The sequence below is a fragment of the Absiella sp. AM09-50 genome, assembly GCF_003433845.1.
GTDB classification, from domain to species: domain Bacteria; phylum Bacillota_I; class Bacilli_A; order Erysipelotrichales; family Erysipelotrichaceae; genus Hoskinsella; species Hoskinsella hominis.
Genome location: NZ_QVFI01000013.1, coordinates 1 through 17,609, shown reverse-complemented (window position 1 = coordinate 17,609; position 17,609 = coordinate 1). Strand labels below are relative to the sequence as shown.

Sequence of the window (17,609 nt, the reverse complement as noted above, 5' to 3'; positions counted from 1 at the left end):
CATTACTATTAACTTTTATCTAAATTTGATGTAGACAAAAGACATTTTTCTGATATCAAATGTTCTAAAGCTAGATGAAGTGTAACAAAATATTCATATATGGTAATTGAGCTTAAGGACTAAGTAATAATATTTTTCTTCCGAATATGTGATTTACATACCAAATAGTATGTAAATGATGTAGATAGTTGTTAAAAATTTTGTGGTGTAAAGATATTCCCCAGGAAATAGAATGCGGGCATTTCTTACCTGATGTTCCATATCCTTTGCATTGAGTGCCATCTTATCATAATGCGATAGTAAAAGATCCAACATATGTAAATACAGATCATTTATTTGATATTGTAGAAGATTATGGTCAGACAAGGGAAATAAAGGATACCAGTATTATAAGTTATATGGAACAATTAATGATTAAAGCAATGAAAGAGAATCATGCACCAAATGAACAATATCAGCGCTTAGGATTTAAGTAAACAGGACATCTGCTTAATCGCAGATGTTCTTTTGTCTACATTGCCATATATTTATAATATGGCCATGATTAATGTACGTAAAAGTTCCCTTAAAGGATGGATTTCCTAATATTAGGAAATAATCTAATCTAAATGTAAGTAAATTTTAAGAAATAAAATGACGGATTAGAAAATTCCATGGTATAATCTATGTGTAAGATTGCATATTTTCATCTAGCCAATGAAAGTAATGTATGTGAACTTACATACGAATTTTCTCTCTCCTCCTTTGAGATGCAGATAATTCGATATGAGTGTTCATTTCTATGAACACTCTTTCCATTATTAGGACTACAGCAGATGCTGTTTGAATATATTGATGTGGAGGTATTCATTATGTGGAATGAAGAAGACGAAAGAAACAATGCAAATCAGGATGATTTGTCAGACATGATCAACGCGTACAGTCAGGATAACGAATTGAAAAAGAAAATCAATGAGTTGAAAAAACAAAAAGCAGAAGCTGAAAGTACAAGAAAAACAGAAGATACATTTGCTTTTTCAACTTTAAAAGCAGATGATACGCAGCCATTGCCAAAGACAAGTGGAATTCCTGATATTCAGGCCGATGATGATTTAACCAAGACAAGAGTCGGTTTTGATGGCGATAGTGCTTATGATAAGACTTTGGTTATTATGGATAGTAAACCAAAAGCTACTTTCCAAAGTGAAGAAGTAGAAGAAGAGGAATATGAAGAACCTGATTATGAGGAAGAGGAAGAAGAAATGGATAATTCTTCACATACACAGGTTTTTAGTGATCTTCATGACGATTATGATGAGGATGAAGAAGAGGAGGAAGATGATGATCTTCCAAGACGAAAGAAATCTAAATCAAAAAAAGATAAAAACCCTGAAGCAGATCAGAAAATGAATAAGATAATTACGTATGTTATTATTGGTGTTGTCGTTGTGTTGCTATTAGTAGCTGGTGGTTTTGGTGTGAAATATGCACTTGGCAAATTCTTGTCTGGTGATAGTGATAAGAAAAAAGATGATCCAAAAGTTACAGAAACCAACAAGCCTACTACAGATACTCCAAAAACTGATGATGATAAAACAAATGAAAATGATGGTAAATCTGATGCGAATATCACCGATAACAGTGCGGAAAAGGCAAAGGTCAGTGGTGAGTTAAAAGCATTAGAAGATCAGCTGGCTTCTAAGAAAAATGAAGTTGCGGCAGCACAGAAAGCATTGGATGAAGCGAATACAAATAAATCAAATTATCTGAATCAGGTAAGTACATTAAGTCAGGAAGCACAGGCTGCGAAAAACAATCAGGCAGCAGCAGAAAAGGCTTATACAGATGCACAAGCAAATTATGATGCAAATCCAACTGAGGAAAATAAAGCAGCGTTAGATGCTGCACAGAAAGATATGCAGGAAAAACAACAGGCTGCTTCTAGCATCTCTACTGAATTTGAAACAGAAAATACAAAATACGCGGAAAAAGTAAAATCACTTGATAAAGCAATCAGTGACGCAAAAGATGAATTAGATAACCTGAAGAAAGAACAGGAAGCATTGGAAATTCAGGTATCTGATAAAACAACAGAATTGAATAAGTTTAACTAGGCCATATGCCCAAAAGGGCATATGGTTTGTTTTTTTATGGAATCAATAACCATCTATACAAAAACTGATACAAAACGTATCTATGACATGGTATAATGAAAAAACAGAAAAGCGAGGGGATCAGACATGTTAAACATCTGTATTTTAGATGATGACGCAATTTGTGCACAGGATACAAAATGCATGGTCGAAGAATATTTTGACTGTAGAGAAATGGAAATCAATCGATTTGATGTCTTTCATGATGGGACATCTCTGTTAAAATCGAAAACAAAATATGATGTATTGTTTCTGGATATCGAAGTAGGAAATGAAAATGGAATCGATATCGCAAAGAAATTAAGAATACATGAACCAGATATGATTATTGTGGTAATTACCTCCTATCTAAAATATAGCATGGAAGGCTACAAGATACAGGCCGCAAGATATTTGTTGAAGCCAGTCGCAAAGTCATTGTTATTTAGTGAGCTGGATGAAGTATTATCGTTGTATGATCATGGTTCTTATATCATCGCAAGAGATGGTGCGACTTCACAAAGGATCCGCCGCTCAGATATCTATTATATTGAATCTTATGGCAGAAAGGTCTGTATCCACACAAGAAGTGAAGCATTTATCAGTAAAGAATCTTTTGGGACATGGGTGGAACAGCTGGATGCTTCCATGTTTTGTGAGTGTTATAAGGGGATTTTGGTGCATTTAAAACATATAAAAATGATACAAAAAGAAATCATTCAGTTGGAGAATGGACAGACATTACCACTTGCGAGAAGAAGAGTGGAAGAAATTAATCGAAAATGGTTTGCCTATCAGGAGAAAAGTTTATGAACTATCTTGTATTAGGTATGGAAATTGCGTTAATTCTAGTACAGGTATACCAGTTTCATGAAATTATGACAAGTGGATATCGTTCCTTATACACCAGGATTCAAAAGTTTTTGATTATCTATGTCGTTTGTTTTTTATCAAGTATTTTATTAAACGCATTGGCGTATCACATCTTATGTTTTGTGATGATTATTGTGGCATCCTTGATTTATCGAAAAGAAGAAGATTTTATAAAAACAACAGGATGGTTACTGGGATCTTATCTTGTCGCTGTCTTTGCATATCAGCTGGTTGGAGTGTATATGGGATCACATGAAATCTTGTATTCTTATGCATTTCATGATGATTTATTTATATTGGGAAGTGCTTTTTTATGTCAACTGGCAATCTGCAGTCATCGCCAAAAACGATATGATCAGATGTATATATATCCTGTCATATTTGCGGTTATCAGCTATTTGTTCATTCTTGTGTATTTTACACATCATCAATATATTGATCAGGATATCATCCTGATGGCAACCCAGTTGTTGTTCATGTTGGTATCTTCCTTTTATCGTATCTGTTTTTGTATGGAAGTCAGTAAGGAAAAAGAAATACTGGCTATGGAAAAAGCACATACCATGGTGGGAAATAAAGAACGATATGAAGCCATACAAAAAGAAAATGAGTTTATCATGAAGAATATGCATGATTTAAAAAAGCATTTGGATATGTTGGATCAGATGGGTAGTGAGAATGAAAAGATTGAACACTATCGTAAAGAGATTTATGAAAAAAGTGAAGAGCTGCTGCAGTATCAAAAAACAGGGGATGTGCTGATTGATAAAGTGTTACAGTTATATCATCCAAAATTTAAAGAAGCAAATATTCAGTGTAATATAGAAAGTGAAGACATTCATTATGACTTTATGGATGCTGTGGATATCTGTGCCGTGCTTTGTAACTTACTGGATAATGCATATGAGAGCTGTATCAAATGTGAACAACGTTTTATTTTACTTCGTATGCGCATTTTAAATGATAAAATTATCTGGAAGATGAAAAATAGTACGATAGAAAAAGAAGTTGTACAGGGAAGTAGCAAGCCTGATCGTTTCGCTCATGGTTTTGGTATGCAGAATATCGAAGGCATTGCGAAGAAATATCATGGAGAACTTTTATGTGAAGTGGATGATCAACATGGAATCTTTACTACAGCGGTGTCCTTTTTGAATACCGATGATGTTGAAAATTAAACCACATTTGCAAATATCCATACATTCATTCAGAATTGGGGTATGATATGGTTAGAAAGGATGATGGCTATGTCAGAAGATAGAATGATGTTTAAAAAATTAAATGTAGGTAGAAAACAGATTCTTTTCCAATTAATCACAGAAGTTTTTCTGGGAGTAATCCTTGGCTCTGTATGTCATCAGGCGATTACTTCTGTTTCCATTGTGGATGAAGCAGATGTAAATATGCCATTATTGATTATTATCTTTGTATGTATGCTCGTGTTTTTGTGGACACCTTTATGGATGCCGCAAGGGCAGGTGTATGATATCAATGATGATAATATCAAGGTTATTCCGCAATATCATATCAGCACAAGATGGAAAATTATCCTGTATGTTTTATGTAAAAATGATATTTTTCCATTTATAGAAACGATGCCGTTATCATCATTTACAGGTGGAAAATTTAGTGTGGACCGCCATGCAGGTTCCTGGGCCTATTCCCGATATACGTATCTTTTAACACTTTACCAAAAAGATCACGAGGTAAAACTTGCCATCAATCCGATGGACAATGGAGTATTGTTGCCTGCGGGTAGAGGCGGCTTTGTATTTAGTGGATATAAAAGCAGAGAAGATATTTGTAATATTATGAAATTCTTTGAGATACATCAGATAAAAATTGATGATCCTTACTATATGATTGACGCATTAAAAAATCCGGATATCGTGATGTATGATTATTTGGAAAGTCTGCATATCAAGATTCGCTATTAGAAGCTGATAAAAACGAAAGAGGAATGATTGGATGTCAGAAAACAAGCGATTGTTTAAAAAATTAAATATAAACAGGAAAAAAATCATATCACAACTGTTGATTGAAATCTTTTGTGGAACATTGCTTGGTGTCAGCTGTGCTCAGGCGATATCCATTACAACAAAAGAATATTCTCATTGGAATATGGCATTCATGATTGTGTTGTTTGTGGTCATGGTGATATTTTTGTGTACGCCCTTATGGATGCCCGTTGGACAGATTTATGATATTGATGAAAACCGAATCAAAGTCATCCCTCCTTATCCCATCGCTATGAAATGGAAACTGATCATGCATATCCTGTGCAGAGATGATATTTCAGCGTTTGTGGAAACAATCCCTTTATCTGCTATCTATTATGGAGAATTCAGTGTGGATCGTCGCTATGCAGGATGGGGATTTCACAACTATACTTATGTATTGACGCTTTATTTAGATAATCGTGATATTGTGGTTGTGATCAACCCCATGGATAATGGTATCTTTATTCCCGGTGGCAGAGGTGGCTTCATCTTTGATGGTTTAAAGAGCAGAGAAGATATCTGCAATATTATGAAATTCTTTGAGGTCAATCAGGTAAAAATCGAAGATCCCTATCATATGATAGAAGCGTTAGAAAACACAGAGATTGTGATATATGATTATTTGGAAAGTCTTGATATAAAAATTCGTTATTAAAAAGGACAGGTGATACAATGGAAAAACGTAGATTTCAAAAAATAATCGTATGGAATCGTAAACGGATCATTATGTTGATTTTAGCGATTTCAGCGTTTGGCATTGTATTTGGATTATTGATATCAAGAGCATTGCTTGGACTTGAAGAATATGGCTTTCATTTTAATGTTTCTCTGTGTATATTGTTTTTTACAATCTTTTTGGTCATCTTATGGCTGCCTATGTTTGTCGCAGAAAGTCAGATATCTGATATTGATGAACACAGTATGAAAATCCTTCCATCCTATCCTTTGATGAAGAAATGGAAAGTTATTGGCTACATATTGTGCAACGATACTATAGAACCTTTTTTACGTGTAATACCGTTTCAGAATATACAAAAAGGGGTATTTGATGCGATGTGTCATGCGAGTGGCATGCTGGGATATTCTTGGTATACGTATCGTTTAACACTCTATATTGGAAATGAAAAGCTGCCTTTATATATTGATCCTATTGATAATGGGATCATTATGCCAAGTGGTTTTGGCGGGGCAACTCTTAATGGCAGACATGATCGTAAAGATATTTGTAATCTAATACAGATGTTGAGAGTCAATCATGTGAAAATCGAAGATCCATATGGCATATTGGATGCTTTAAAAGATGAAAGTGTTCCCTTGTATGAATTTCTGGAAACCCTGGATATTAAAAAGAGATATTAATTCACTCCTAAAAATGACGGTTTCTACAGCCTTTATATCAATTTTGTAAGACTGCGCTGTAGAAATTGTTATTTTTTTTACATAATGGTATAATGGGAGAGCAATAAAGGATCGGAGGATGGTTATGGAAAGACTAAAAGCCTTTTTACATCGAAAACTGGATGGTTTTACGTTAGATGAATACATCATCATGTTTGTTGTGTGTTCCATTTTTCTTCCATTCTATTGTTGTTTGATTGCCATTGCATGTACACTGGTATATCTGTTGGTAAAAAAACGGTGGAAAAATATCATAAATGAAGTACCCCGCAGTAAATGGGCCATAGGCTTTTGTTTACTGACATCGCTTGTTGCATTTGTGAATGGCAACTATTTAGGCGGTGTTTGTGCAATTGGTATTTTATTATTGCTGTTGTTTATTTTCTATTATCGTACAATCATCAACAAGCGTTTATTTGAATTATTGCTGGATGCTTGTTGTATCATATCCTTATTCTGTTTTGCCTGGGCATTGATGGAATATTTTAGAATTATTCATCGTCTGGATTACAGCTTTTTAGAACTTCGTGTGGAAGATAATCCAAAAGATCGTATCAATTCAACTTTCTTTAATGCCAATTATTATGCCATGATGATTGAATTTCTGGTATTGATTTGTGTTTATAAGATGATGCAGGTAAAAACCATGCGTCGTATTGTATTCTATATCGTGACAATCGTTTGTAATCTGTTTGCGCTATATCTGACAGGATGTCGAACAGCGTGGGTACCATTTGTGGTTACCATTCCATTTATGTTTTTGATCAATAAGCGCATGGGATATTTTGGCACAACCATGGGAACCCTTGGTGCAGGTGGCATCGCATTATTACTCAAACCGGATATCTTACAGCGTACCAGTATTTTTACTGATTTTCTAAAACGTGCAAATATATGGCAGACAGCTTGGAAAGGGATACAGGCACATCCGTTGTTAGGAGAAGGACCGTTAACATATTATCATATCTATCCATTATATCATGGACATCCAACCCAGCATGCACACAGTGTATATCTTGATCCGTTCTTAAGTCATGGAGTGATTGGTGTTGCGATATTTGCGGTATATTTAGGAAGCAATCTGAAACAGGTATGGCGTTTATTTCAAAGAAGAATCGATATGCGTTTATTCTCTTTGATTGTCGCATGTATTCTGACAGTGTTGATTCATGGAATTTTAGATTATACTGTTTATTGGGTTCAGACAGGATTTTTATTCCTGTTAATCTTAAGCAGCAGCTCTATTTATTTTCATAAAGAACATTAGAAGCACAAGATGCTTCTTTTTCTTATAGGATATGGTACGATGAATGTAGGAGCATGATGGAGGTAAAAAGATGGATGAAATATTAACATTTTCTAGTAGGGCAGAATTTCGCTTATGGCTGGAAGAATACGGTACATCAAAACATGGTGTATGGCTGTTATTTGGGAAGAAAAATGGTCCAAAGACAATAAGCAGTAAAGAGGCATTGGAAGAAGCATTGTGTTTTGGATGGATTGATGGTGTGATGCAGCGCATTGATGATACATCATATAAGAAATATTTTTCTATCCGGCGATCAAACAGCAAATGGTCAGATAAAAATAAAAAAATCGTCATGGAGCTTGAAAAACAAGGAAAGATGACAGCACAAGGAAAAGCAAAAGTAGAAGAGGCAAAGCAGAATGGTCAATGGGATCGTCCCAAAGCACCACCAGTGACAGAGCAACAAATCACTTCGCTTGCGGATATATTAAAAGCATATGAACCTGCCTATACGAATTTTATGGCAATGTCACCATCTGTGAAAAAGACATATACAAAGGCTTATCTTGACGCTAAAACAGAAACAGGGCGCAAGCATCGTATCAAATGGATGGTGGAACGATTAAACAAAAATCTAAAACCAATGTAAATATCATTCAGAAGTAATGAATCTTTTTTTTGGTAAAAACCGCAGAAAATTGAAAAAAATAAAGATGTTATTTTACATTTGGCATTTCAGACCGTATAATAATAATTAAAAGATGGAGGACCTTCCTATGATTTATTTTCTCGTACGTCTTAGCGTTTACCTCATATGTTTTTGTTTAAGCTTTTGGGCATTATCTAATGTACAATTTCAAAAATTCACAAATGTTAGTAAGCCGGGTAAAACACAGATGCTGCTGTTGCTGTTATCCATGGCATTAGCATATCTTTGTGGACAATTTTTATTGTCGTTATCCATGGGATTTTAAATGAAAACATTTTATCTCAAACGATTTAATGACTGGATACGACGATTCAGCATAAAGCAGCGTTTGTTTGGCTTTGCGATATTGCCAAGCATTCTTATGTTGATATGTTTTATGTTTTACTATTCCTTTAGCAGGTCTGTGCTGCTTCAGAAAAGTGAACAGGCAAGTATCCAGCTCATTACCATGGCAGAAGAAAATCTGTCTTTAAATGCTGAACGTTTAAAAAGCAAGGTGGATAATTTCAGTGAAAAAAATTCATGTATCCAGATAATACAAAATAAGACCATAACAGATGCACAGAAACAGATTATGGAGCGATCCCGCAACAATATGGAAAGCACTTTGATCCAGTTGTATAATCGCCAGGGAGAACTGATTGGTGAAAGTGGTCAGTCTAATGGTATTTCTAATCTGCTTCATCAACATAAGCAGGGCTGGTATTATGAACATGATATCGATAAAATGTTGTATATCAGTACGATTATAGAAGATGATACCTTGATTGGCAGTGTATATGCATATTTTCCAAAAGAAGTATTTGCGCCTTTGTTTACTGAAAAAAACAGTAAAACCAATGCAATCCAGATATTAGATGAAAATGATTGTATCCTTTTTGGACAAAGCAGTCTGCCTTATCAGATGAAAATTCAGATAGATGATCAAATGGCAAAAATAAATCATATGGAATATATTGTGACATTGCGCCAAATTGAAGGCATGGATTGGAAAATCATGGATATGGTCAGCAGTGATCATGTTTTTGAAGAGATTCACAACTTTAGAAATCTGATACTAGTATATTGCTTGATTGCCATGATTGTATTGTTGTTGTGTGCAAGTTTGACATATCACAGTATGCATGATCCAATCAATGCGATGTTGTCCTCTATGCAGGATTTTCGAGAAGATAATCTGGAAACCATCAAAATCAAGGATGGAGGAAGAGATGAATTACATCATTTGAGTACTACATTCAATGATCTGTTAACAAGAATTGAAGAATTATTAACGACTGTGCAAAGAGAACAAGAGCAGCGAAGAGAAACCCAAATACAGCTGTTACAGGCACAGATCAATCCTCATTTTCTGTTTAATACGTTAAATACTTTACGATATCTGGCGATTTTGAATGAGGACAAGCCGGTAAGTGAGGGCATCAATGCGCTTGCGAAACTGCTTCGCAATACCATCGTGGATAGTAATGAAATGGTAAGTGTACAGGAAGAAATAGAAAATGTAAAAAATTATATCATTATTCAAAAACTTCGATATGGCGATTTATTTGAAACGGTATATAATATAGATGAAAATATCAAACAAAAAAAGATTTTAAAATTTTTATTACAGCCAATTGTGGAAAACAGTATTTTGCATGCATTTGAAGAAGATCGCGAACATCAAATACTAACCATCCGCGCAAGAGAAAAAAATGGCTATCTTTGCATAGAAATAGGGGATAACGGGAAAGGGTTTTGTGTAGAAGATTCAGTATCCAGCAACAAGAAATTATCTAGTATCGGTATGAAAAACATACAGGAACGTATTCAGTTAATGTATGGAGATACATATTCTATGAAAGTTGAAAGCGTGATTGATGTTGGCACAATCACAACGTTGCTGCTGCCGCTGGAAAATTGATAAATAGGAGGGCATAGGCATGTATAAGGTATTGATTGCAGATGATGAAAATCTTATTCGTATCACGTTGAAAAATATGATTGATTGGAAAGCATTAGATTGTGAAGTGATTGCACTCGCCAAAGACGGGCAGGAAGCTTATGATATCTATTGTGCAGCACACCCGGAAATAGTGATTACAGATTTAAAGATGCCGAAAATGGATGGCATTGAACTAATCACAAAGATTAGAAGTGAAAATACCAATACACAAGTGATTGCATTAAGCAATTATTCCGATTTTGAATTGGTGCGTGATGCGATGAAAGCCGGTGCATTTGATTATTTATTAAAAGTTACACTAGAAGAAAAAGAACTAGAAACCATTATCGAACAGGTCAAAGAAAACTGTGAATCTCAACATGCGAATATCTCACAAGAAGAAGATCAGGCGTTGATGCAGCTGCGACAATGTATGATTTTAAGGAAAAACGAACATGTGATGGAGGAAGAAGAATTCTTAGCAACCCTGCAACAGCCAGTGTTTACACCATATCATAAAGATTATCAAATGGCATACTTCCGTATAGACAATATCAATATCCTTTATGAAAACAAAGTACGTGATCATACCAAGCTGAAACAGAATTTACAGGATTTAATCAAAGAAACGATTCCCTTTTCCATGCCATACCTGATGATCTTTTTAAGCAATCACTCTGGTGTTTTGATGTTTCATGGAGAAGAAAAAATACGTGTGTTGAATATTTGTAACAGCATTATCCGTAATATATCCCAATATCTGGACTTGCCATTATCCGTTATCGTATCCCCAAAAGAAAAAGATATCTCCACTTTCTATCAGAGCTATCTGGATATCTTGTCCTCACATGAAAAACGTTTTTATGAGGGAGAAGGCACATTGTTATTAAGTGAAGAATCCATTGATTTTGAAGATTTAGATATGAATCAGATTGATTTTCATACCAATATCTTTGCGGCTATATCATCAAAAGATATCGAACAGGTTAATGCACTCGTACAAAAAACACTTCATTATATGAAGGTGCACCGGATTGCACCTTATTCTGTCAAAGAATATATTATATTTATTTTGAATAATATCGAAGGAAATGAGATTGTGAAAGGAATGAAAGAAGTATATCCATTTGATCTTTTACATCGCCATATCTATGCTAGTGAAACCTTTGACCGGCTTTGTGATAATGTAGAGCGTTCCTTTGAAGAAATATGTAAATGGCTGTGGTCTACCGGTTCGGATAAATATAAGAAGAATATCATGCAGATCATTGCCTATGTAGAAGAACATCTTGCACAGAAAGTAACGCTAAAGATGATTGCGGAAGCATTTGGTATGAGTGAAAGCTATCTGAGCCGTACCTTTAAAAATGAAACAGGCATGAATCTGATTGGCTTTATCAATGAGCGTAAGATGAAGAAAGCCAAAGAGCTTTTAAAGGATGATAATTATATGATCAAAGATGTTGCTATGCAGGTGGGAATTGATGATCAATTCTACTTTAATAAGGTATTTAAGAAAAGCTTTGGCATTTCGCCAAGTGAATATCGCAAAAAACTATCCAGCAAGCCGTTGGAATAAAGTGGAAAATTAACGTGTATAAAGCATTTCATCAAGGGTATACTCACCAATAGAGGTGATGAAATGTATAGTTATACAAAGAAAAAGAAGTTTCCAAAGCGAAAAATGATCGTAGGTTTATCTGCATTACTTGTGGTAGCTGTTGCCTTTTTGAGTTATGAATACACATTGAATAAAGAAAAGGATACAGCAGTATTCAATGAAGATGATGTACCTGTATTAACCCTGCCAGCTAATGCTGCCAAAGAAAAAGCGAAAAAGCCATTTCAGGTAGATGCGAAAGTGGTATTAGATTACTTTGATGGAAGTGAAGGCGAGGTTGACAGCATTACAGAATTTGAAGGTGTATTCCGTGGCAATCAGGGCATGGATTATGCACTTGATAATCAGGCATTTGATGTAACAGCATGCTTTTCTGGCAAAGTGAGTGAAGTAAAAGATGATTCTGTTTTTGGTAAGAGTGTGACGATTACAACAGATGATTTAGATATCACATATCAAAGTCTTGGTGAAACTGGTTTGAAACAGGGCGATGAAGTAAAACAAGGCGCTGTGATTGGTAAAGCCGGTGCGAATATCTACAATAAAGATCTGGGAAACCACTTACATATTGTGACGACCAAAACAGGAGCGATCATTGATCCAGAAACAATCTATGACAAAACCATAGAAGAAATCAAATAGTACCGATAACAGGTACTATTTTCTTATAAAAAACAATTCTTAAGGTTCCTTAAGAAACGTTAGGTTAAGTCTTTTTAAATTGAAAAATTATGATATAATGTACATGCGCGAAACGGAGGTAGAGAATACATGTTTTCAAAAGAAGTTGGAATCGACTTAGGAACGGCAAATTTATTGATGTACGTAAAAGGCGAAGGAATCGTTATTGACGAACCTAGCGTTGTAGCAATAGATGCAGAAACAAAAAAATGTCTTGCTGCAGGACAGGAAGCGAAAGATATGCTTGGTAGAACACCAGGCAGAGTACTTGCTATTCGTCCATTAAAGGATGGAGTTATCGCAGATTTTGAAGTAACAGAAATTATGCTGAACTTCTTCTTCAAGAAGCTGGCAATCAAAGGAATGTTTAAACGTCCTACTATTCTAATCTGTTGCCCAAGTAATATTACAAGTGTGGAAAGAAATGCAATTCGTGATGCAGCATATCGTGCAGGTGCAAAGAAGGTTTATATCGAAGAAGAACCAAAAGTTGCAGCTGTTGGAGCTGGATTGGATATTGGAAAGCCTAGTGGATGTATGGTATTGGATATAGGTGGTGGTACTACCGATGTCGCTGTTATTTCCCTTGGTGAAATTGTATCAAGTACCTCATTAAAAATCGCAGGTGATACACTGGATCGTGATATCATCAAATTTGTAAAAGAAGAAAAGAAACTGTTGATCGGTGATCGTACAGCAGAAGAAGTTAAGAAAAATATCGGTACTGCATGGAAAGGCAGTATTCATGAAACAATGGAAGTCAGTGGACGTGATTTAGTAAGCGGTCTGCCTACAACCATTTCCTTAAACAGTGATGAAATCGAAGGAAGTATGCGTGAAAGTTTACAGGATGTTGTACGTGCATGTAAAACAGTTCTGGAACAGACACCTCCAGAACTTGCAAGTGATATCGTCACAAGAGGTATTGTATTAACAGGTGGTGGAGCATTGCTTCATGGCATTGATGAATTGTTGCGTAATGAATTACATATTCCAGTATATGTGGCAGAAAATGCACTTCGCTGTGTAGCGGAAGGTACTGGTATTCTGTTAGAAAACCTTCATATGGTAAGATAAAAAAAGCGAGGTGGATCTATGGATTGGCTGAAATATCTGTTGATTCCATTAACCATGTCTGCACTGATTACACCCATTCTTAAAGTGATTGCGGTTAAATTAGAGATATATGCTCAAATGAATGAACGAACGGTACATAGTGGAAAAATCGTAAGAATTGGCGGTGTAGCCATCTATGTATCTTTCATCGTGTGTATGGCGTGTTTTATGAAGACAGATGCAACAATCAATGGAATCCTCATCGGTGGAACCATCATGTTCCTTGGCGGACTGATTGATGATATGGTGGATCTCAAACCAAAATACAAATTGGCAATCGAATGTCTGGCTGCCATTGTATTAATGGTTGTGGGAAAAGTAAGTTTAGATGTCATACGTTTACCATTTGGTATTACAATTGATATGGGAATTATTTCCTTTATTGTGACATTTGTATGGATTATTGGTATTACCAATGCTGTTAATCTGATTGATGGATTAGATGGGTTATCTGGTGGTATCTGTGCGATTATCCTTGTGGTAATTGCCTGTATGTCAGTGGTAGAAGCAAGACTGGATATTGAAACGATGTCCTTATTGCTTGCGGGTTCTATTCTTGGCTTTCTGTTTTACAACTTACATCCAGCCAGTATATTTATGGGGGATTGTGGTGCATTGTTTTTGGGCTTTATTATTTCCGCAATATCATTGCTTGGATTCAAAAGCTCTACGATTATGACACTTGCATTACCAATTCTTTTGCTGGCAGTACCAATTGTGGATACGCTGGGTGCTATATTAAGACGAAAACTAAGCGGTCATAAATTCAATGAAGCAGATAAAAAGCACTTGCATCACTTATTGATGCAGCGATTTGGTCATCGAAATACAGTATTGATTCTATATATTGTTACAGCACTGTTTGGATTTACCGCATATTTATATCTTGTGAATAAAGGCACTGGATTTTTGGTGTTATTTATTATTGCCATTGTGGTAGAACTGTTTATTGAAACAAGTGGTATGATATCAAAACAGTTTCATCCTATATTATCAATTATCAAAGGAATAAAAAAACGTTGTTTACAGTTATATCATATGATATATAAAAAGAAATCACAAAAAGAAATACAGAATGATATTCAAAAATAGGAGAAACAGATGTATAATTTGTTTCTCTTTTTGTATGTGCAATGGTATGGAAAACAGAAACAGATTTAATTTTGTTAGTTCTGAATTAAAATATGACCAAAGAGTTAGTCCTGATGCTGACTTATTAAGTTATGTCTTCGAGAGTAACGGGACTTAAAATTAGAATATTATAAAAAAACAGACTCTTTTTCAAGCGTCTGTTTGTGTTATGAATAAGATAAATAGATCATTAGGTTTATTGATATCGAATGGTTTTAGAGAAATCCTTTGAGATTTCCACAAGATCATGAAAAGTTTCTGGCAGAAATTTATTGCGATGATAAATGATGGAAAAGCTTCTGGATAATTCTCCATCTTCCAGCTGTACAGAAGCGATTTTTCCTTCATCAATGGCATCCTTCACAAGCAGATATGGGAGTATGGATACCCCAAGATTTTTTTCTACCCCACGAATGAGGGCTTGAGAAGATGTACTTTCCCACACAGGTGTAATAGATAACGCATGTAATTGTGCATAGGAATCAAATAATTCCCTTCCAGCACTTCCTACTTCACGAAGTAGGAATTTTTCTTTTTCTAGTTCAGTTGGAGAAATTTTAGCTTTCTTCGTCCAAGGATGATTAGTGGCGCAGATCAAAGTCAGATAATCTTCTAATAAGGTGATGCGTTCCAGATATTCATCACGAACGTTGCCTTCTACATATCCAACATCAATCTTGTTTTCTAATACCATAGCTTTGATGTTATCGGAATTATTGATTTGCAATGTGATTTCTAAATCAGGGAAACGCTGTTTAAAGGTAGAGATGATCTCAGGCATAAAATAATTGCCTATGGTTACACTGGCACCAATGCGAATGGTACCAGTATGGTCCCAAGTTTTGATATTGCTTTCCATTTCATCCAATAACTGAATGACATGCTGGGCATATTGGCGAAATTTTTCGCCTGCCTGTGTAATATATAAACGTTGTGAAATACGGTCAAATAGAAGAATACCATAATAATCTTCCAATTCTGATATCGCAAGAGATATCGATGGTTGTGAGATATACAATTGCTTTGCGGCTTGTGTCATACTGCCACTTTCACAGACAGTAAGAAAGATACGTAAATGACGAATATTCATATGTGCCTCCTATCATAAGTAAAATGATATAATTACTATTTAATTATAATATTTTACTTATGATGATGCAACGATTATAATACAAGTAAAAGAGAGAAATGGAGATGATGTTATGAAGAAGGGTTGGAAAACATATGAAAAATTATTTACTTCAACGTTCTATTTAAGTGCATTCACATTTGGTGGAGGATATGTCATTATTCCACTGATGAAGAAAAAGTTTGTGGATGATTTAGATTGGATTGATGAAACAGAAATGTTAAATTTAGCAGCAATTGCGCAAAGTGCACCAGGTGCTGTCGCAGTAAATGCTTCTATTTTATTAGGATATCGTATTGCAGGTATCAAAGGAGCTATGATTACAGTATTGGGAACCGTCTTACCACCATTGATTATCTTATCTGTGATATCTATTGGATATGCGGCGTTCCGTGATAATGTTGTGGTGAATGCTGTTTTGAAGGCCATGCAGTCTGCTGTTGCGGCTGTTATATGTGATGTTGTTTGGACAATGGGTTCAGGTGTTTTAAAGGAAAAACAAGTGATTCCAACAATTGTTATGTTTGGCGCATTTATTGCGAATTATTTCTTTGGGGTAAATGTTATCGTGATCGTACTTGCTTGTGGAGCATTGGGTGTATTGCAAATGGTAATTGATCATCATCTTCACAAGGAGGAACCTATGGAGAAAGATGAAACAAAGGAGGATGCTGAATTATGATATTTTTACAATTATTCTGGAGCTTTCTACAGATTGGATTATTTTCTGTAGGTGGCGGCTATGCGGCAATGCCTTTGATTCAAAATCAGGTTGTCAGTATTCATAACTGGCTGACGATGACAGAGTTCAGTGATATCATTACGATTTCACAGATGACACCAGGACCGATTGCGATAAATTCTGCGACATTTGTTGGTATTCAGGTGGCTGGATTTCCCGGCGCAATCGTCGCAACAATCGGATGTGTATTCCCATCCATCGTGTTAATGTTGTTGTTAGGTTATTTATATTACAAATATAGTGATTTAAAAATTATTCAAGGAGTGTTACAGGGACTTCGTCCAGCCGTTGTTTCATTGATTGCGGCAGCAGGTATTTCTATTGGAATCCTGGCATTCTGGGGAGAAAGTGGAATTATGCTTGAGAAAACAGATATTTTGGCAGTTGTGATTTTTGCGGTATGTGTTTTCGTATTAAGAAAATGGAAACCAAGTCCAACAACCGTTATGATTGTGGCAGGTGTGATTGGCGGTATTGCTTATCTGATTATATAAAAGAAGTGATAAAACGTGAAGTATATCTGGAGAAAGAAATATCAACGCTGGCAAATGCTGGATACAAATGGTCATATGGTATATGTTCTGCATAAGAAATTTACACGTTTAGAAATGACCAAAGGCAATACACAGATTGGGTATGGATATATTGAAGAAACAAAAGATGGTATTATTTATCATTATAAAAATGATCAGTATCGTGGAAAAGCAATATATGATGATAAGCAGGAAAGTCTGATATTACATCTGGATGGTTTAAAGATATATCTGAAACAGACAGTAACTGGCTGTTTGATCAGATATGAAAATCAGATGATTGTCATACAGGAAAATCAGGAAAGTTATATTTGTGAAAGTGAAATAAAACCATTATACTTTGATCAGCTTGTGTCAAGTAGACACACAAAATAATTAAAACATTTTTGTCC

The 17,609-nt window shown here is 35.2% G+C and carries 19 protein-coding genes; 18 read left to right on the top strand and 1 reads right to left on the bottom strand.

Features of this window, described 5'->3' with window-relative positions; translation table 11 throughout:
* The first annotated feature begins 275 nt into the window (after window positions 1-275).
* From DW114_RS11850 to DW114_RS11780, 15 genes are all read left to right on the top strand, one after another.
* A complete protein-coding gene (locus tag DW114_RS11850) occupies window positions 276-476 on the top strand; it encodes a hypothetical protein (protein WP_117453971.1) in 201 nt (66 codons plus the stop codon).
* A 375-nt stretch (window positions 477-851) separates the two neighbouring features.
* Complete coding sequence (locus DW114_RS11845) at window positions 852-2,093, top strand: hypothetical protein (protein ID WP_117453970.1); 1,242 nt, start codon at window positions 852-854, stop codon at window positions 2,091-2,093.
* Between the two features lie 126 nt (window positions 2,094-2,219).
* Entirely contained in the window at window positions 2,220-2,924 is a 705-nt protein-coding gene (locus DW114_RS11840; protein ID WP_117453969.1) for a LytR/AlgR family response regulator transcription factor, read from the top strand.
* Window positions 2,921-4,162, top strand: a complete 1,242-nt coding sequence (locus tag DW114_RS11835) for a GHKL domain-containing protein (protein ID WP_158552244.1) — start codon at window positions 2,921-2,923, stop codon at window positions 4,160-4,162. Before DW114_RS11840 ends, DW114_RS11835 begins: the two co-directional genes overlap by 4 nt.
* Before the next feature lie 69 nt (window positions 4,163-4,231).
* Window positions 4,232-4,921, top strand: coding sequence for a hypothetical protein (locus DW114_RS11830; RefSeq protein WP_117453967.1), 690 nt, complete (start codon window positions 4,232-4,234; stop codon window positions 4,919-4,921).
* 31 nt (window positions 4,922-4,952) lie between these two features.
* A complete protein-coding gene (locus tag DW114_RS11825; protein WP_117453966.1) occupies window positions 4,953-5,639 on the top strand; it encodes a hypothetical protein in 687 nt (228 codons plus the stop codon).
* Window positions 5,640-5,656: 17 nt separating this feature from the next.
* On the top strand, window positions 5,657-6,343 hold the full coding sequence (locus tag DW114_RS11820; protein ID WP_117453965.1) for a hypothetical protein: 687 nt from the start codon (window positions 5,657-5,659) through the stop codon (window positions 6,341-6,343).
* Between the two features lie 124 nt (window positions 6,344-6,467).
* Window positions 6,468-7,649, top strand: coding sequence for an O-antigen ligase family protein (locus tag DW114_RS11815; RefSeq protein WP_117453964.1), 1,182 nt, complete (start codon window positions 6,468-6,470; stop codon window positions 7,647-7,649).
* 70 nt (window positions 7,650-7,719) lie between these two features.
* Entirely contained in the window at window positions 7,720-8,280 is a 561-nt protein-coding gene (locus DW114_RS11810; RefSeq protein WP_117453963.1) for a YdeI/OmpD-associated family protein, read from the top strand.
* Between the two features lie 127 nt (window positions 8,281-8,407).
* Window positions 8,408-8,605 (top strand): DUF1146 family protein, encoded by a 198-nt coding sequence (locus DW114_RS11805; protein WP_117453962.1) that lies wholly within the window; start codon window positions 8,408-8,410, stop codon window positions 8,603-8,605.
* Complete coding sequence (locus tag DW114_RS11800; protein WP_117453961.1) at window positions 8,606-10,243, top strand: sensor histidine kinase; 1,638 nt, start codon at window positions 8,606-8,608, stop codon at window positions 10,241-10,243.
* A gap of 19 nt (window positions 10,244-10,262) precedes the next feature.
* On the top strand, window positions 10,263-11,843 hold the full coding sequence (locus DW114_RS11795) for a response regulator transcription factor (protein ID WP_117453960.1): 1,581 nt from the start codon (window positions 10,263-10,265) through the stop codon (window positions 11,841-11,843).
* A 63-nt stretch (window positions 11,844-11,906) separates the two neighbouring features.
* Window positions 11,907-12,527, top strand: a complete 621-nt coding sequence (locus DW114_RS11790; RefSeq protein ID WP_117453959.1) for a M23 family metallopeptidase — start codon at window positions 11,907-11,909, stop codon at window positions 12,525-12,527.
* 129 nt (window positions 12,528-12,656) lie between these two features.
* Window positions 12,657-13,643: a rod shape-determining protein gene (locus DW114_RS11785; RefSeq protein WP_117453958.1), complete on the top strand. Its 987-nt coding sequence runs from the start codon at window positions 12,657-12,659 to the stop codon at window positions 13,641-13,643.
* A gap of 18 nt (window positions 13,644-13,661) precedes the next feature.
* Window positions 13,662-14,774 carry an MraY family glycosyltransferase gene (locus DW114_RS11780; RefSeq protein WP_117453957.1) on the top strand — a complete coding sequence of 371 codons (1,113 nt, stop codon included), beginning with the start codon at window positions 13,662-13,664 and terminating at the stop codon, window positions 14,772-14,774.
* A 235-nt stretch (window positions 14,775-15,009) separates the two neighbouring features.
* Here DW114_RS11780 and DW114_RS11775 read toward each other — a convergent pair whose 3' ends face one another.
* Window positions 15,010-15,903 (bottom strand): LysR family transcriptional regulator, encoded by an 894-nt coding sequence (locus DW114_RS11775; protein ID WP_117453956.1) that lies wholly within the window; start codon window positions 15,901-15,903, stop codon window positions 15,010-15,012.
* Between the two features lie 112 nt (window positions 15,904-16,015).
* Here DW114_RS11775 and DW114_RS11770 point away from each other — a divergent pair, with 112 nt between their 5' ends.
* The 3 genes from DW114_RS11770 to DW114_RS11760 are packed head-to-tail and all read left to right on the top strand — an operon-like array spanning window position 16,016 to window position 17,592.
* Window positions 16,016-16,624, top strand: a complete 609-nt coding sequence (locus tag DW114_RS11770) for a chromate transporter (RefSeq protein ID WP_117453955.1) — start codon at window positions 16,016-16,018, stop codon at window positions 16,622-16,624.
* Window positions 16,621-17,178 carry a chromate transporter gene (locus DW114_RS11765; RefSeq protein WP_117453954.1) on the top strand — a complete coding sequence of 186 codons (558 nt, stop codon included), beginning with the start codon at window positions 16,621-16,623 and terminating at the stop codon, window positions 17,176-17,178. The genes DW114_RS11770 and DW114_RS11765 overlap by 4 nt, the downstream gene beginning before the upstream one ends.
* A 15-nt stretch (window positions 17,179-17,193) precedes the next feature.
* Complete coding sequence (locus DW114_RS11760) at window positions 17,194-17,592, top strand: hypothetical protein (protein WP_147322629.1); 399 nt, start codon at window positions 17,194-17,196, stop codon at window positions 17,590-17,592.
* Window positions 17,593-17,609 lie beyond the last annotated feature (17 nt).

Coding starts and splice junctions, on each gene's coding strand:
- DW114_RS11845 (WP_117453970.1), top strand. CDS start 852: ATGTGGAATGAAGAAGACGAAAGAAACAATGCAAATCAGGATGATTTG.
- DW114_RS11840 (WP_117453969.1), top strand. CDS start 2,220: ATGTTAAACATCTGTATTTTAGATGATGACGCAATTTGTGCACAGGAT.
- DW114_RS11835 (WP_158552244.1), top strand. CDS start 2,921: ATGAACTATCTTGTATTAGGTATGGAAATTGCGTTAATTCTAGTACAG.
- DW114_RS11830 (WP_117453967.1), top strand. CDS start 4,232: ATGTCAGAAGATAGAATGATGTTTAAAAAATTAAATGTAGGTAGAAAA.
- DW114_RS11825 (WP_117453966.1), top strand. CDS start 4,953: ATGTCAGAAAACAAGCGATTGTTTAAAAAATTAAATATAAACAGGAAA.
- DW114_RS11820 (WP_117453965.1), top strand. CDS start 5,657: ATGGAAAAACGTAGATTTCAAAAAATAATCGTATGGAATCGTAAACGG.
- DW114_RS11815 (WP_117453964.1), top strand. CDS start 6,468: ATGGAAAGACTAAAAGCCTTTTTACATCGAAAACTGGATGGTTTTACG.
- DW114_RS11810 (WP_117453963.1), top strand. CDS start 7,720: ATGGATGAAATATTAACATTTTCTAGTAGGGCAGAATTTCGCTTATGG.
- DW114_RS11805 (WP_117453962.1), top strand. CDS start 8,408: ATGATTTATTTTCTCGTACGTCTTAGCGTTTACCTCATATGTTTTTGT.
- DW114_RS11800 (WP_117453961.1), top strand. CDS start 8,606: ATGAAAACATTTTATCTCAAACGATTTAATGACTGGATACGACGATTC.
- DW114_RS11795 (WP_117453960.1), top strand. CDS start 10,263: ATGTATAAGGTATTGATTGCAGATGATGAAAATCTTATTCGTATCACG.
- DW114_RS11790 (WP_117453959.1), top strand. CDS start 11,907: ATGTATAGTTATACAAAGAAAAAGAAGTTTCCAAAGCGAAAAATGATC.
- DW114_RS11785 (WP_117453958.1), top strand. CDS start 12,657: ATGTTTTCAAAAGAAGTTGGAATCGACTTAGGAACGGCAAATTTATTG.
- DW114_RS11780 (WP_117453957.1), top strand. CDS start 13,662: ATGGATTGGCTGAAATATCTGTTGATTCCATTAACCATGTCTGCACTG.
- DW114_RS11775 (WP_117453956.1), bottom strand. CDS start 15,903: ATGAATATTCGTCATTTACGTATCTTTCTTACTGTCTGTGAAAGTGGC.
- DW114_RS11770 (WP_117453955.1), top strand. CDS start 16,016: ATGAAGAAGGGTTGGAAAACATATGAAAAATTATTTACTTCAACGTTC.
- DW114_RS11765 (WP_117453954.1), top strand. CDS start 16,621: ATGATATTTTTACAATTATTCTGGAGCTTTCTACAGATTGGATTATTT.